This window comes from Pseudaminobacter salicylatoxidans (genome assembly GCF_003148475.1).
Classification (GTDB): domain Bacteria; phylum Pseudomonadota; class Alphaproteobacteria; order Rhizobiales; family Rhizobiaceae; genus Pseudaminobacter; species Pseudaminobacter salicylatoxidans.
This window is the reverse complement of the sequence record NZ_QGGG01000031.1, coordinates 1-15,761: the sequence shown is the minus strand read 5'-3', so window position 1 is coordinate 15,761 and position 15,761 is coordinate 1. Positions and strand designations below refer to the sequence as shown.

General features: G+C 64.4%; 14 protein-coding genes and 2 pseudogenes. All 16 read right to left on the bottom strand.

Annotated elements, in window-relative coordinates:
- Positions 1 to 512: 512 nt before the first annotated feature.
- Entirely contained in the window at positions 513 to 914 is a 402-nt protein-coding gene (locus C7441_RS23525) for a single-stranded DNA-binding protein (protein ID WP_109614960.1), read from the bottom strand.
- 717 nt (positions 915 to 1,631) lie between these two features.
- Complete coding sequence (locus C7441_RS23520) at positions 1,632 to 2,048, bottom strand: hypothetical protein (RefSeq protein WP_109614959.1); 417 nt, start codon at positions 2,046 to 2,048, stop codon at positions 1,632 to 1,634.
- A 162-nt stretch (positions 2,049 to 2,210) separates the two neighbouring features.
- Positions 2,211 to 3,146 carry a DUF2493 domain-containing protein gene (locus tag C7441_RS23515; RefSeq protein WP_109614958.1) on the bottom strand — a complete coding sequence of 312 codons (936 nt, stop codon included), beginning with the start codon at positions 3,144 to 3,146 and terminating at the stop codon, positions 2,211 to 2,213.
- A gap of 337 nt (positions 3,147 to 3,483) precedes the next feature.
- Positions 3,484 to 4,527, bottom strand: a complete 1,044-nt coding sequence (locus C7441_RS23510; RefSeq protein WP_109614957.1) for a DUF7146 domain-containing protein — start codon at positions 4,525 to 4,527, stop codon at positions 3,484 to 3,486.
- On the bottom strand, positions 4,527 to 8,876 hold the full coding sequence (locus C7441_RS23505; protein ID WP_109614956.1) for a strawberry notch family protein: 4,350 nt from the start codon (positions 8,874 to 8,876) through the stop codon (positions 4,527 to 4,529). Before C7441_RS23505 ends, C7441_RS23510 begins: the two co-directional genes overlap by 1 nt.
- A gap of 158 nt (positions 8,877 to 9,034) precedes the next feature.
- A pseudogene (locus tag C7441_RS23500) lies at positions 9,035 to 9,427 on the bottom strand (antitoxin of toxin-antitoxin stability system); the annotation flags it as partial.
- A gap of 121 nt (positions 9,428 to 9,548) precedes the next feature.
- Positions 9,549 to 10,556 carry a tyrosine-type recombinase/integrase gene (locus C7441_RS23495; RefSeq protein WP_109614955.1) on the bottom strand — a complete coding sequence of 336 codons (1,008 nt, stop codon included), beginning with the start codon at positions 10,554 to 10,556 and terminating at the stop codon, positions 9,549 to 9,551.
- Positions 10,553 to 11,470 (bottom strand): tyrosine-type recombinase/integrase, encoded by a 918-nt coding sequence (locus C7441_RS23490; RefSeq protein ID WP_109614954.1) that lies wholly within the window; start codon positions 11,468 to 11,470, stop codon positions 10,553 to 10,555. The genes C7441_RS23495 and C7441_RS23490 overlap by 4 nt, the downstream gene beginning before the upstream one ends.
- Positions 11,464 to 12,690 (bottom strand): site-specific integrase, encoded by a 1,227-nt coding sequence (locus C7441_RS23485; protein ID WP_210205700.1) that lies wholly within the window; start codon positions 12,688 to 12,690, stop codon positions 11,464 to 11,466. The genes C7441_RS23490 and C7441_RS23485 overlap by 7 nt, the downstream gene beginning before the upstream one ends.
- Positions 12,691 to 12,855: 165 nt before the next feature.
- Positions 12,856 to 13,116, bottom strand: a pseudogene (locus C7441_RS23480) (antitoxin of toxin-antitoxin stability system); the annotation flags it as partial.
- Positions 13,109 to 13,525 (bottom strand): hypothetical protein, encoded by a 417-nt coding sequence (locus C7441_RS23475; RefSeq protein ID WP_109614952.1) that lies wholly within the window; start codon positions 13,523 to 13,525, stop codon positions 13,109 to 13,111. The gene C7441_RS23475 and the pseudogene C7441_RS23480, both read right to left, overlap by 8 nt.
- Positions 13,526 to 13,595: 70 nt before the next feature.
- Positions 13,596 to 13,790, bottom strand: coding sequence for a hypothetical protein (locus C7441_RS23470; protein WP_109614951.1), 195 nt, complete (start codon positions 13,788 to 13,790; stop codon positions 13,596 to 13,598).
- Positions 13,791 to 13,799: 9 nt separating this feature from the next.
- Positions 13,800 to 14,201, bottom strand: coding sequence for a hypothetical protein (locus C7441_RS23465; RefSeq protein WP_109614950.1), 402 nt, complete (start codon positions 14,199 to 14,201; stop codon positions 13,800 to 13,802).
- A 63-nt stretch (positions 14,202 to 14,264) separates the two neighbouring features.
- Entirely contained in the window at positions 14,265 to 14,822 is a 558-nt protein-coding gene (locus C7441_RS23460; protein ID WP_109614949.1) for a hypothetical protein, read from the bottom strand.
- Positions 14,823 to 14,920: 98 nt separating this feature from the next.
- Positions 14,921 to 15,289 carry a thermonuclease family protein gene (locus tag C7441_RS23455; protein WP_109614948.1) on the bottom strand — a complete coding sequence of 123 codons (369 nt, stop codon included), beginning with the start codon at positions 15,287 to 15,289 and terminating at the stop codon, positions 14,921 to 14,923.
- 175 nt (positions 15,290 to 15,464) lie between these two features.
- Positions 15,465 to 15,629 (bottom strand): hypothetical protein, encoded by a 165-nt coding sequence (locus tag C7441_RS23450; protein WP_170125248.1) that lies wholly within the window; start codon positions 15,627 to 15,629, stop codon positions 15,465 to 15,467.
- Positions 15,630 to 15,761: the final 132 nt, after the last annotated feature.

The window sequence follows — 15,761 nt, the reverse complement described above, 5'->3', positions numbered from 1 at the left end:
TACAATGCCACGATAAAAGGCCGGACACATGACTGAACCTGACCGATCCCATCGATACAGAGTCTTGCATTCCACGGGCCGTCCACACATGGGGGGAACCGTGAAGTCCTTGACGCCGGAGTGGCTGGTGCATGATCCGAGGTCAGAGAGAGAGGAGCACCGCGGCCCCGACCAGGGGCCGCGACAATATTCGGCACAACGGCAAAGGGGAGGTTTGGAGGGGAAGCCCCTCCATGGGTGGGGGAGTTTGAGGGGGCGGGGCTTTGCCCTGGCCCTTCATGGGGAGAGTTTGAGAGGGGCGGCTTGCCCCCCTTTCATTCGGGGAGCATCGGACCAAAAAGTGGTTCCCGGTTTTTGGAACCGATCCGATGCTCCGACAAAGAAATCGGAACGCCAGCGCCCATGAGCGCGCAGCGGCTCCGGCCGGAAATATTGCACTGAAACAGCCGGGCGATCCGACGTGAACACGGGAAAACCCGGCGGCTTGCGCCGCCGGGTTCCGGGCGTTCCGCTCAGAACGGGATGTCATCTTCGTCGATGAACTTGCCGTCGTCGTTCTCGGTCTGCTTCGCCCGGCTCAGGAAATCGACCGTCTCGGCGATGATCTCGCAGCCGTAGCGCTCAACCCCCGCCGCGTCCATCCACTTGGTGTAGTGGATGCGGCCGCGAACCAGCACCTTCATGCCCTTGTCGCAATGCTGCTGGACCGTCTTGCCGAGGCCGTTGAAGCAGGTGATGCGGTGCCATTCGGTGTCCTGGACCCGATAGCCGTTCTCGTCGCGGAGGACGCGGCCTTCCGAGTAGCGGGGGCGCGAGGTGGCCAGAGTGAAGTGGGTGATCCCGGTGCCGCCCTGGGTGGTGCGGGTTTCGGGGGCCTGACCGATGTTGCCGGCGAGGATGACGATGTTCTGCATTGTAAGTCTCCGTTGCTCCTCGGAGGGACCATCCCTCCGACGAGACCCGGCCAAGGCCGTCGGGAGACTCCCGCAACTGCCGCCTTGGCGGCAGCTTGCCCCTAAGGCCCCAGGTGGGGCGGGCAGCCGCGCTTGCGCGGCAACACGGCTGGGAGCCGCGGGGGTTGCTGGTGGAAACCGAACGGACTTAGGGGATCAGTCAGTCGGAGGGATTGGTGCTTTCGAGAGCAGATCGGAGACGCACAGCACGTTCATCGTCAGTGCCGGCAACAGCGAACAGACAGGCCCTTGAACCCGGACTATCCGGTGCCGCCGCCGCTCATCCACCCTTCTTACCGGCCGCCCTTGCGCTCGCCGCCGGAAGGCCGTGTCCTCCGCGTCGAGAAGGAAACGGCCATCGGGTCCGGAAAGAACCAATGGCACGGCGTTGCCTTGCTTCGACTGAGGAGGGTCCGGTCCAGTGTCATTGCGCAAGGCGACAATGAAGGTGCTGGTTCGCGGCTGCACTCACGGAAAGGAGTGGATGGACGCGGCGGGGGTTGAGCGCTACGGCTGCGGGAATCATACCGATGACAGATTTCCAAGGCGGGCGAAGCAAACCCAGAGCGATTGGGGCAAGGCAGCGATGACATGACCGCCCAGCACTTGTACGGGACACCCGGAACCCGGCGGCGCAAGCCGCCGGGTTTTGCCTTGGAAGAGGATCGTCCCGCCGTTTCAGCGCGAGAACACGGACTCCCCGAGGGCGTTCAGATTGATGATGGCCGAGACGCCGATGACAAGGCCACCGATGCCGCCGAGCAGGTTGAGGGCGAGGCTCGAGTCGATGGCGTTCTTGGTGATGCCATAGACCAGCGCATAGCCTGCGATGACGGCGGGCACTGCGAAGAGAGCCAGCGCGATGAAACGCAGAACGGGATTCCGGGCGAAGCCGAGAACCAGAATCACCATTGCGACCGACAGCAGGGCGGCTCCTGCGGCACTAAGGCCGGACAACAGGACGCCAGCTCCGGCACCCCAGGCAAATTGAGCGGCGGTAATGGCGGTCATGACCGGGAGAGCATAGATCGCGAGATTCCAGGCGATCACGCAGGCGGTGAGGGTCAGAGAAATGGCGAGTAGGATCAGCGTCATGGAAACCTCCAGCGGAACGGTTGAGTTGCGCGACAGGCTGCCGGAAGATGCGCTCCGCCTGCGACTATGCTGCTTCGCCGGTTCTTCAGGGATGCTCCATCAAAGGCGGATGCGGGCCGACTGTCAAGGTCTGGCGGCCTTTCAGCCGCCAGAGGGCGGCGCTTACGCGCCGCCGTCGAACTTCATGACCGGGATGCCGAGCTTGCGGGCCTTGTCCGCGAGGTTCTCCTGAATCCCCGTGCCGGGGAAGACGAGGACGCCGACCGGCAGCACGTCCAGCATGGCATCGTTGCGCTTGAAGGGCGCGGCCTTGCCGTGCTTCGTCCAGTCGGGCCGGAAGGCGACCTGCGGCACCTTGCGGTGATCGGCCCAGCGGGAGGCGATCAGTTCCGCCCCCTTCGGCGAGCCGCCGTGCAGCAGCACCATCTCGGCGTGCTTGGCATGGACCTGATCGAGCTTCGCCCAGATCAGGTGGTGGTCGTTGAAGTCGGCGCCGCCGGTCACGGCCACCTTCGGGCCGGCGGGCAGCAGCACCTCGGTCTCAGCCCGGCGTTTCGCGGCAAGGAAGTCGCGGCTGTCGATCATCGCGGCGGTCAGGTTGCGATGGTTGACCATCGAGCCGGTGCGCGGCCGCCAGGCGCTGCCGGTGTGATGCTCGAAAGCCTCGGCGGCGAGGTCGCGGAAGAGTTCCATGCTGTTGCGCCGTTCGATCAGGGTTTGCCCCTCGGCCGTGAGGCGTTCGAGTTCGACCGACTTCACCTCGCTGCCATCCTGTTCCCGCTGCATCCGGCGCTGCGCCTGCTCGTTGTCGTCGAGATCGCGTTCGACCCGGCTGGTGGCGCGGTGGAATATATTGACGGCTCCCCAGAGCAGATCTTCGAGGTCGGGTTCGAGGCGGGTATCGCCGAGCGTCGCGACGAGGGCGTCGAAGATGTCGGCGATGGCGGCGGCGACGGTATTGCCCTCGGGCAGCGGCCGGGGATCGGGTTCGTCCTGGAACGGGCGCCAGCCGTAGAGCTGGAGTTCGGTGAGGGCGTGATCGGTCTGGGAGGAGGTGTGGAAAGGCTCGTCGCCTGCGTATTCGGTTTCGTTCGTCATCGGGAGCGTCCTTCGTCTGGAGACCGCGCCCATCGCGGCCTTCGCAGGCGTCGAAGCGCACGGACGGGACGGGTTGGCAGCCCTCGCCCGCTCCGCGAGGGCCTTGATGGCCGGGTGCGGGCTATTTTGACTTTCGCGATGCAAAGGCGGGGCTCGTCCCCGCCGGCGGAAAATAGTCCGCTCCCGGCCATTGCCTGCCCGGCCCGTTTGTGCGCCGATCGCCCTCTCAGAAGGCCGTGGGCGCGGGACTCTCCGACGAAGGATGCACCTGCCGATGACAGATGAGCGAAACCGGCAGGCGCCGAGCCGGGCCGTGCCTCCGGGGCCGATTACACCCTCACCCCTCCATGAACCGGCGGGCGTCTTCAGGACGAAGCTGATCCTTCAGGGCCGCCCCGAGGGCATCGGCGCCGTGGCGTCGCAGATCATCGTTGAAATCGCCCTCGCGCGGCGTGAGCGATATCGCCTCGATCCCGAAGCTCGCTGCTCTGGTGAGTAGGCTGTCTCTGGCACCGTCCCCGGCCGGGTCGCGATCGCACAAGACATAGAGCCGGCGCAGGGACGGCGGGAACAGGATGGCAGCGAGGTGAGCGGCCGAAAGCGCCGCCAGCATCGGCATGCGGGGCAGAACCTGACGGGGCGACAGCACGGACTCGATGCCTTCGCCGACGGCGAGCACCTCATCGGCGGCGCCGAAGCGGACCCCGTGCCCGAGAAGGTCGCCCATCGCCCGCCGCGGTGTCTCGACAGCCGCCTTGCCGGAACCGTCCGGGGCGAGCCAGGTGCGATGCGCGCCGGTCTGATGGCCGGCCAGATCGGTGACGGCTGCAACGAGCGCCGGCCTGATCTCGGTGGGCGAACGCTCGTCAGGTCTATAGTAGCACCGGGGATGGAAGCGCAGTGCGGCGGTGCCGGAGAGGGAGGTGATCGCTCGCCCGCTGAGGTAGATCTCCGCAAGCGTGCCGCGGATCGGCTGCGCCATGGCGAAGAGACGACGCGACGCTTCAGGCGAACCGGATGCCACGCTGGACGTGTTGCCGGTCGGCGTCCTCGTCTTTTCCGGCTCGGGATGCGGGAGAGCGAGGAAACGGCGCGCTTCCTCGGCCACGTCCCTGAAGTCGACAAGGCCAAGCGTCTCGCGGATGACGTCCAGCAGATCGCCATGTTCCCCCGTGGCCATATCGGTCCATTTTCCTGCCGCACCCTTGCCGCCCTCCGGGCCGATCAGGCGCACGAACATCGAGCGGCCGGGATTGTTCTGCACATCGCCGACCAGCCAGTATCGTCCGGCGCGATGGCCGGACGACAGGTAGTGACGGCAAACCGCCTCGGCCTCGCGGCCCAGACGGATCGCCAGCTCGGATGCGTCGTGCCGGGGCATCAGGCCGCCTCCCGCTCGCCGATACGCTCGACCGGCCAGCGGTCGAGGACTTTGGCGAGAACGGCAGAGCCAGCCGCATCGACGGGTACGAACATGCGCAGCTTCCAGGAGATGATCTCGTGAAAGAGGCCATAGGCCCGAAGCCGGTCGCGCATCGTGTCGGTGAAGCCTGACAGCTCGATCCGGTTGGCACCCATGACCCGGACCCGGCGGAGCTGGAGCCCCTCGGCAAGATCGAGGATCGTCCGGCCTTCCATCAGCGCGGCGAAGGCATCCTCCGGTGTGACCTTGGCGATGCCGGTCGTGGTCGCATTCGCGGCCCAGGCCGGCGAGACCTTGCGGCCGATGATGCGCTCGCCCGCATCGGTCTGGAGCCGATAGACGCGGGTGGAGTCGTTGGGCAGACGCTTCCAGATCGGCAGCAGCAGGCCCGTCACCATATGCAGCGTGCTATCCGCGAATTCCGGCACCTCTGCAACTTCGGCCTCCCAAGCCGATGCGAAGGCGTCCCGCTCGGCCTCGATCCAATGGGTCTCGCCCATCATCCGGACCGGCACATTATGGGCTTCCATCGGCCGGATGAGGCGGACGCGGCGTTCGATCTCGCCATCGTCCAGCATGACGCTGGTGGTGGGGATCTGCACCGCCGCGCGGCCCGAACGCTCGTTGATCAAGAGCTTCGCGCGCGGGTCATCGAGTTCGGCCAAGGCGCTATCCAGCGTCACCGGCCGGTTGCGCTTGCGCTCGGTGATCGTCAGCAGGCTGGTCTCGGCCCCGGTGCGGGGGTGGGTGTAGATGACCTGCCGGTCGGTGACGATGAAGCTCTCGGCGCGCAGGGTCTCCAGCCCGGCGTCATAGGTGCCGGAAGCGATGGCGCCCTCGATCCGCGCCGTCAGCAGCCCTTCAAAGGCGGTGAACAGCACGCCCTGAAGCTCGATGGTCAGCGCCAGCAGCCGGTTCAGGAAGGTCGTGATGCCGGGCAGATCGTCCTTGATGCCGTTGCTGTCCATCAGCTTCAGGCCGGTGGCGGCCTCGAACCGCTGAAGGCTGCAACCCTCGACCTTGCCGCGCACCAACAGCAGGTAGAGTTGGCGGAGCGCGTCGCGCGCATAGTGCGATTCCAGATTGTCCTCGGGCCGGAACAGACCCTGGCCGCCGGTCTGGCGCTGGCCGCGCGTGATCGCGCCCAGCGTGTCGAGGCGACGCGCGATGGTCGAGAGGAAGCGTTTCTCGGCCTTCACATTGGTCGAGATCGGCCGGAACAGCGGCGGCTGCTTCTGGTTCGTCCGATGCGTGCGGCCGAGGCCCTGAATGGCAGTATCCGCTTTCCAACCGGCTTCGAGCAGGTAATGGACCCGCAGCCGGGTGTTCCTGGCCGAAAGCTCGGCGTGATAGGATCGGCCGGTGCCACCGGCGTCCGAAAAGACCAGCACCCGCTTGGCGTCGTCCATGAACGCCTGGGTCTCGGCCAGATTGGCCGAACCCGCGCGGTTCTCCACCACCAGGCGGTCGATGGTGATGCCGCGCTTGCGGACGATACGTCGCGAGCGTCCCGTCACCTCGGCCACCGTGTCGGTGCCGAAATGCTGGATGAGCTGGTCCAGCGCGCCGGGAACCGGCGGCAGGCTGGCAAGGCTGGCAATCATCTCGTCGCGACGCGCCACGGCCTCGCGGCTCTCGACCGGCTGGCCATCGCGATAGACCGGGCGCGAAGACAGATTGCCTTCTGAATCCGTGAACGGCTCGTAGAGCTGCACCGGGAAAGAATGGGCGAGGTAGTCCAGGACATATTCGCGCGGCGACAGGTCCATTTTCAGGTCGCCCCATTCCTCGGTGGGGATCTCCGCCAGCCGCCGTTCCATCAGCGCCTCGCCGGTCGAGACGATCTGGATGACGGCCGAATGGCCCGCTTCCAGATCGGCGGTGATGGACCGGAGCAGCGTCGGGGTCTTCATGCTCGTCAGCAGGTGGCCAAAGAACCGCTGCTTGGCAGACTCGAAGGCCGAGCGCGCGGCGGATTTTGCCTGCCGGTTCAGCGTGCCGGAGCCGCCATCGCCGCCGGTTATATTGGCGGCCTGCATCGCCGCATCCAGGTTGTTGTGGATGATCGCGAAGGCATCGGCATAGCTGTCGTAGATGCGGACCTGTTCCGGCGTCAGCTCGTGATCGAGAAGTTCATATTCGACGCCTTTAAACGACAACGACCTCGCCGTGTAGAGACCGAGCGCCCGCAGGTCGCGGGCCAGCACCTCCATCGCCGCCACGCCCCCGGCTTCGATGGCCTCGATGAACTCGGCACGGGTCGAGAACGGGAAATCCTCGCCACCCCACAAGCCCAACCGTTGCGCATAGGCGAGATTATGGACGGTGGTAGCGCCGGTGGCCGAGACATAGACGACGCGGGCCTGCGGCAGGGCGTGCTGAAGGCGCAGCCCGGCGCGGCCCTGCTGGCTGGCGGCAACGTCGCCGCGTTCTCCCTTGCCTCCGGCAGCGTTGGCCATGGCATGCGCCTCGTCGAAAATCACCACTCCATCGAAGTCTGAACCCAACCATTCGACGATCTGCCTGACCCTGGAAACCCTTTCTCCGCGATCATCGGAGCGCAGCGTGGCATAGGTTAAAAATAGGATGCCCTCGCCCAGCATGATGGGCTTGCCTTGCGGGAATCGCGACAGCGGCGTGACCAGAAGCCGCTCCATGCCGAGCGCCGACCAGTCGCGCTGTGCATCTTCCAGCAACTTGTCCGACTTCGAGATCCAGACCGCCTTGCGCCGGCCCTGCATCCAGTTGTCGAGGATGATGGCGGCGGATTCCCGGCCCTTGCCGACGCCCGTGCCGTCGCCGATCATGAAGCCCTGCCGGAAACGGATGGCGCTCGTGGCACCCTCCGACGCGGCCGACAGGGTGTCGAAGGTATCGTCCACCGTCCAGGCCCCGGCGAGGAACCCGGCATGGGCCTCGCCGGCATAGATTACGGTCTCCAACTGCGCCTCGGACAGCTTGCCGAGAATGTCGCCGGGCAGCGTCGGCCGGTAGCTCGGCTTCGGCGGCGCGATGCTCGCCATCGAGGCGGATTGCACGAGCTGGGTCGGATGCGCCTGTGCCCCGGCGATGCAGATCGTCTGAAGGCCGTAGTCCTCATAGATCGCATCGGAGAGGCGGTCTGCCTCGGCCGGTTCCCAATCCACCGTCTCATAGGCGAGCGGCACCCCCTCCGGCTCGGCAAGCGGCGCAGCGGGTGCGGTCTTCGCTGCCCAGTTGACATAGCCTCGCACGGTGCGCGGCGCGGCCAGTCGTGCCACCGGCACGGCCAGGCCGGGATCGACCGGCAGCCGGGCCGGAAGTTGGTCCGCAAACCAGCCCATCAGCGTGGCGACATCCGGGGCGACGCCGGGCGCTGCCGGAAACACCGCCGGATCTTCGGCGGGCAGCTTGTCGATGATGGTGAGTCGTGTCGGGACGGTCGTGCCGTGTTTGGCATAAACCGAACCATCGACGGCGGCGGAGAAACTGACGCGGCCACGCTCCTGCAGCCGGGTCCAAGAGGCGGTCCAGGCCGGATTGTCGGGCGCGAAGCTTGCCCCGGTGATGGTCACGAGCCGCCCGCCGGGCGCCAGGCGCGCCAGCGCCGAGGCGACATGGCGGAAGGCGGCATCGGCCATGCGGCCCTCGACGTTGGCCATGACCGAGAACGGCGGGTTCATCAGCACCACGGTCGGGATCAGGCCGGGATCGAGGTGGTCATCGAGCTGGGCGGCGTCGAAGCGGGTGACAGAAAGGGCCGGGAAGAGGGAAGACAAGAGACCGGCGCGGGCCTCGGCGAGTTCGTTGACGAGCAGCGTGCCGCCGGCGATCTCGGCCAGGATGGCGAGGAGCCCGGTTCCGGCCGAGGGTTCCAGCACGCGATCGGCCGGCGTGATCGCCGCAGCCGTCGCCGCCGCGAAGCCGAGGGGGATCGGGGTCGAGAACTGCTGGAAGGTCTGCGCTTCCTCCGACCGGCGCGTATGCGTCGGCAGAAGCCCGGCGATCTTTCCGAGCTGGGACAGGATCGCAGCCGGGGAATCGGCTTTGCGGAAAAGCGGCTTTCCGTATTTGCGCAGGAAGAGGACGGTTGCGGCCTCGCAGGCGTCGTAGGCCACTTTCCAGGTCCAGGCGCCGGTGGCGTCGGAAGCGCCGAAGGCCGCTTCCATGGCACCGCGCAGCGTGGCGGCATCGATGCGCTGGCCACGTTCGAGATGCGGCAGCAGAAGCCCGGCCGCGGCGAAAACGCGCTCCGCGGTGTCGGCGTCATGGTCGAGCGCCAGCGGCGCGGTTGCGGATACCGCCGCGGATGCGGGGATCATGTTCATCGGAGATTCCTCGGGAGAGCGGAAAGGGATCGAGCCGCACAGCGCTCTCTCTCGACCGCACCGGCTCGGATCCCCTCCAGCCGCCCTCTCCCTCTCAAGCCGTAGCGATGGCAGACATGAAACAAGCGCCCGGCCGTCAGGCGGGGCGCTTGTCGAAATCAGCCGAACCGGCGGCCAGAGCCGGTGAAGGTGTAGTCATTGGCGATGATGCTCTCATCGACCGCCTCGTCCGAGGTCAGGTATTCGTATTCGCGTTCAAGCTGGCGATAGAGCCAGCGGGCGAGATCGCGCAGCGCCTCGGTGATGACGTCCTCGGCATCGGCGGTCATATCCTGCCAGGTCGGACTGTCGCGGGTGACGGAAATCGCCATGCAATATTCGTGGTGGTAGCGCCCCCGATGCGTTGCTTCGGCGCGAAGCTGGTAGAAATTCCGCCGCTGCACGGCCTGGAGGGCGTCAGCGATGCCGTGCAGCGTGGTATCCTGCGGTGCATAGGCCCGGATCGCGGCCGAGGCGTTCTTCCGGTAGGAATAGGAACCTTCGAAGCAAGCATTATGCGGTGCTCTGCATAAGGCCTGTTATGCCGAGCGACGGATTATGCGGAGCGGTCAGGTCATCATACTGTAAACGCGAGGATTTTCGACAATCCGCTCCGCATAACGACGCACGGATTCAGGTCAGCGTGTTTTTCCTTCCGGTCATCAGCATCGCAATCAACGCATCCGGAGCCTTGAACTTTCCGCGACGCAGCTCGGGCGGGATGGCCGCCTCTACAGCCTCGAGCTTTTGGGCCGCATCAACGCGCAGATAGGTCTCGGTCGTTCGGATGTCCGCGTGTCCCAGCCACAGCGCGACCTTTCGGATGTCGCGGGTCGCTTCCAGCATGATCACGGCGCAACTATGCCTGAGCTGGTGGGGCGACACTGAACGCCCCGCCAATGATGGGCAGTGCTGAGAAGCTTTCACGACGTGTTTTTCGAGCACATACTCGAACCCGGATCGCGTCATCGCTCTCCCTTCGGCATTGACGAAGATCTCCGGTGTAGGCGCAAGCCCCCGCACGGCAAGCCAAGCCCGCATGTCTGAGGCTGTCGTCTTCCAGAGTGGAAAGTGCCGATGCTTTCGCCCTTTTCCTCGAACCAGCAGGCTTGGAGCCTGGCCTAGAACCAGATCGGTCAAGGCAGCCCCTACGAGTTCGGACACGCGCAGCCCTCCCGCAAAACAAAGGTGCATCATGGCGCGATCCCTGGCACCCAAGCGCGTCGTGACATCGGGAGCATTCAGAACTGCCTGCACCTCGTCCTTGGACAGGTGCTGGACCAGCTTGTTCGCGCAACGTTTTGTCGGGATCGCCCGGATTTGCGCGACTTGAGCCAGGAGGGCTGGATACTGGTATTCAACGAACCGCATGAACGACTTGATGGCCGCGAGCCGTGCATTTCGCGAAGTGGCGCCATTTCCTCGATCAGTCTCGAGATGATCCAGAAAGGCCAGGATCAATGGTGCGTCCAGCTGCTCGATACTGAGCTGCGACGGGCCGGATCCGACACGCCTCGCCGCGAACTGGAACAGCAGTTTGAAGGCATGCGCATAGGTTTCGCTGCTGTGGGCGCTGAACCCGCGCTGCCGAGGCAGGTAATCCTGCATGAACTGCGTAATGACCGGCGCAAGGGCTGTCATGAGCCGCCCTCCGTCAAAAGTTCCTCGGCTGCGGCAGAGATTTCGGCCAGAAGTTCGGGCGTCCGATGCAGATACCAGTACGTGTATCTGAGGTTGGAATGCCCCATGTAGGTCATCAGCGCGACAGCATTGCGCGCGATCGCGTCGCGCCCGGCTCCAGATTTTTCCAGCACCCGTGTCGCGAAGGTGTGGCGCAGATCATGGATGCGAGGGCGCCTGGACCGACCGGGCGCAATCGCCGCGATGGCAAGGATTTCGTGGAACGCCCTTTGCGGGACAGAGTAATAGATCTTCCTCTTTCCTTCGGAAAGGAAGAGGTGATCGTCGTTGGCCGCGACGGCCAGCCTCAGCTCCATATACCGGTCGAGAATGGGCATCACGCTCGGGTGTAGCGGCACCATCCGGCTCTTGCCGAACTTGGTCTTTCGGATGTGCAAGATGCCATCCGGCAGAACATCAGTCAGGGTCAGGTTCAAAGCCTCCGATATCCGTAAGCCTGTCGATGCGATCAGACCAAACAGGACGGCATAGATTTCGCGCCGAACTGGAGAGCTTTCGTCCTGTTGCCTGACTCGAGCTGCAATGATGAACTTCGCCACTTCATCATCCGTGAAGATGTAAGGGATGAACTTGGTCCGATGCGCCTTGAAGACGCCTCCCGGCGGAATCTCATGTGCAGCGTCTTCTGCGTGCAGAAAGGTTGCCAACCGGATGACATCCGTGATGCGGCGATACCGAGTGTCTGGCGTCGACGCACCTTCAGCCCAGGCGACCGCTGTTGCCGTCCTGACGTGTCGCTCACCTCTGGCTTCGACGAACTGGCCGAACGAAGCCAAGTTCTTGGCTGTCTCCTTGAGCTTGAAGCCAAGCGACCTTCGCAATGCGACGTAACGATTGATTTCCTCGGTCAGCATGCGGCCTCCCCCGCCCAGGGCTGGGCAATTTCGCGGAGCAGAGCGAAGTCAACCTTCGCATATTGCATGGTGGTGGTCAGCGAGCGGTGCCGCAGGACCGCTCCGACCCCGGCAAGGTTGACCCCATGCCGAAGCATCGCTGTCGCCGCCGAATGACGAAGCAGATGGGAACCGCGTCGACCACTCTGGATGCCCGCCCGGTCAAGAGCCGCCTGAACCAGACAGTTGACAGCAAACCTCGACATCGGACGCATCGGATTTTGCGCTGTGACGAACACGCGCGGCGTGGCCAATGACGGCCGTCCCCTGTCCAGATAGGCCAGCAGCGCTTCGCCGACTTCTTGAGGAAGAGGCAGCCATTCTTCACGACGGGACTTGCCACCCCTGATGGCAATGCGACCATTCCGCCAGTCGATGTGATCGAACTCAAGGTTTGCAACTTCGCTGGCGCGTAAGCCGAGTCGGACAAGGAACAGAATGACCGCGCGATCGCGCAGGCGGGCCTCGCCGCTGCAAGCAGCCACGATCCTCGTGATGTCAGCGTCGTTGAGGAAGTCTGGTACTGGTGCCAATTGCCAGCCCGCAAAATTCGGGATGGCCTGATCACGGCCGGCCGGGCAACGTCCAGTTGCGATCAGGAAGCGCAGGAATGCGCGAGTGGCGGTCACCGTCATCCTTGCATGAGCAACGCCGTGCATGCCCGCGCGTCCCAGCACAAACTCCCTGATGGCATGGGCGCTATAAGCCTCAGGCGCGTCGCCAAGGACGAGGAACATGTGAACAAGGATGTTCTGATAGGTGTCGAGGCTGCTGTCCAACACCCCACGATTTCGGAGCATCCAATCCCGGAACTCGCCGAGGATCGGCCACTGTTCACTTGGGGAAAGCGGCTTCGGCAGTGGATCGACGATGCATTGCTCTTCAAGAAAGAGAACGAAGAGGGCACCTGATCGCAGTCGCATAGAGTAATTCGGCATGGCCCTGAAGGCCGGTACGGATGCTGCGTAGCCGCTGTGGATGGTACTGAGATCATAGCCGGCGTCGTGCATCCAATCCGTCCAATGCCCCAAGTAGATGGTCAGCATCGAAATCGTTGTCTTGGTGTAATTCCGTCCCTGAAGCCAACGGACATAGCCCTCGAAGTAAGGGCCGGCGAAATGAAGCCTTGAAAGCGTGAGATACCGCGGAGTGTTCCGCCTTTTCTTGGGGGTGCTGGACATTCGATCTCCTGACATGGGTTCAATGCCGGAAAATGCCGGCGAACCACTTCTCGCCCAAAAGAACCCGCGACGGCACAAGCCCGTCGTTATGCGGAGCGGATTGTCGAAAATCCCTCGCGTTTACAGCGTGATGACCTGACCGCTCCGCATAATCCGTCGCTCGGCATAACAGGCACCATCGCCTTGCGACCAGAAGCCCGAGAAGAAGATGCGCGGTTCCTGGCGCGACCCGCCACCCATGAGGCGGACGGTGCGGGTCTTGAAGTCGATGCCGAGGATCTCCGCGATCTGCCGGAAATCCTCATAAATGGCATCATACCACTCATAGTCGAAGCCGCCCTCGCGATACCAGGCACGGGCCTTGTCCTTCGCCTCGTCGGAAAGCTCGTTGAGCCGATAGACGGTGGTTTCGATGACTTCAGGCATAGGGGTCGCCTCCGTCCAGGACGATCTCCAACCAACTGCCACTGTAGATCCAATCCACCGTCTTGCCGGTGGCGAGATCGAGGACATGCGCGCCACCGCCAAAGGCGTTAACCCTGGCCTGCGAGCAGGTGGTTGCGTACTGGAAGCCCCATAAGCCGGTCAGGCCGAACGCGGCCGCGCAGCGCTTGACGAACTGGATCACATGCTCGGGATCGCCGGTCCCATCGTCGCGCATCCAGAGCTGGGTGCCGCCATGCTCGGGCTGGATCGACAGAAGAAATCCTTCCGAAGGAGGATCTTCGGCGGCGTTTTCCTCCGACAGCGCGTTGTAGAGGTCGAGCGCATGGGCGGCGTTTGCCGGGGTGCCTACGTCAAGCAGGCAGGAGAAATGCGTGAAATAGTTTGCCATCTCAGACTCCTGAAACGAGAAAGCCCGGCGCGAGGCCGGGCGAGGATGAAGGACGGTGACGCGGCTGGCCTCAGAGGCGGAATTGCATCACGCGCCATTGCGCTTCGGCATGGTGGCGCAGCATCTCGCGGTAGAAGTTTTTGCGCGCATCCCGCCTGCCCGGATCGTGCAGAGCGGTTCGAGCCAGCTTCCGACGCGCGGCGCGGATGACGGAGCGGTTGCCGTCCCAGACCCGGATGCCGAGGCGCAAATAGGTCGAATACATCGCGGCCTCCTAGACGTTGATGCGTTCGCAGAGGGCGTCGATCCGGTTGAGATCGAGGCCGGCATGCGCACCGTCATTGGTGAGGATGTCCCCGAGTGAGGGGTCGATGTCGCTGCGCGCAAGGGCAAGCTGAAGCAGCCGCAAGCCCGTCAACAAGGCATCGCGCTCCTGGGCGGTGACACCGATGGTCGAAAACGTCTCGATGGCCTCTCCGTCTGCCAGCAGGCGAACGCCACTGTGCTCGTCGATCTCGAAGTCGTCGAACTCTTGCGTATAGCCGGTGGCATGCCATTCGCCCTCGTAGTGGACACTTTGGGCGAGATCGCGAGCCGCATCGGGCGTCTCGGCCTCAAGGATGGTTTCATAATAGACGAAGGCGTCATGGCTTTTGCTGACGACAAATTTTGGCATGGGAAAACTCCATAGGACCGTGCCCGGCGAACCGCCGGGTCAAGGGGTGGAAATGGGAAAGGGTCACGCGGCCTGCGGCAGCCGCAGAAGCTCGGCGGCGGTCACGCGCCAGCAGGGATCGACCAGCCGCGCCTCGATCAGGCTGGCGCGAAAACGATGATCGCGGGCTGCCGCGTGATCGCCCCGGCCGGAGGCGGCGAAGGCCAGCCCGCGCAAGCGGCTGGCTTCGATGATGATGCGGCGGGCCTCCGCGTCGGAGGCGACGGGCTGTTGCCAGAGGACGATTCCGGCCCGGATCTCGCCGCCGAGAACCAGGCCGAGATCGCCGTCCTGAATGACGATGACACGTGGGCGAAAGCGCAACGTCTCGTCCGTGCCGACGTTGATATCGCCATGCGCGACGCGCTGGCTGGCGAGGATCATGGCTTCTTCGGCGGATGCGGATTGGCCGATGACGACCGTGCGGTCGAATTCATCGGCCTCGTCGAGGCCTTCGTAACCGGCGGTGCCGATGCAGGAGAGGCGCAGCGGCACCTTCTGCGCATGGCGCAGCCGAGGCAGCACCTCGCGCGTGATGATGTCGCCGATTGAGGTAAATCCGGGGTGGCGGGAAAGGGTCATGGGGCTTACTCCACGACGGGCGGCGGAAGCCTCTCTCCCGCCTGCAACCCGTCACGGCCAACCGGCCCGCCCTCTCACTCTCTTGTTGTCGGGGTGGATCAGCACCACGGTTCACGGCGTCCCGCCCAGGTTCGGGCGAGTCCCTCGCTGACGAGAATGTCTCCGACATCTCGGCCCTCGACGCGGATCACCGCCAGAGTCCGGCCATAGCGGTCAGTGCCTTGGCGCAAGATTTCCACCCGCCGGCCGTTCAGAAGCTCTGCCAGTCTGACCTTCGATTGCAGCGCGAGGCCGGATTCATACGCGCACGGCCCCTCGATCTCGGGGGCGTCGATGTTGAAGATCCGGACGGTCTCAGCTTGCCGCGTCGTGCTCAAGCGGATGGAATCGCCATCCCAGACCCGGATTTCGGCCGGTTCGCAGGATGCCGTGCAGAGCAGGACGGAAACGACAATATGGCTGAACATGGCGAATGGCTTTCATCTTGAAGGAGCGAAATCGGCATGATCACCGACGGTTCTTTCCTATGCGGGTCGAGATCGCAATGCAGATTGGCACGGAAGCGGCAATCGGCGGCAATTGACGGGAGAAGGCCCGACGGTGCCTGGGTGCCGGGCCGTCGGGTTGAGGCGCGTTCGCGCCTCAACTCCATGGATCGAGTTCCAGCTTCACCATCTCCTCGTCGCCGTCGAACTCGTCGGCGGGCATGGCGGCATGGGTTCCGTCCCCGGCCTGAAACACGACAATCGAGACCATCAGCGTGGAAGCGAGGCTGGCGGCGAAGGCGATGGCATCTGCATAGGACATGGGTTCCGGCTCCTGTCTTTGGAGGCGGGGGACCATCCCCATAAGCGCTAACTTAAGGATTGAGCCATCTGCGGCGTTCGCCGTCGGGGCGGCTCGTTGAGGCGGCGACCTGTGATTTTCAGCCGCACGTAG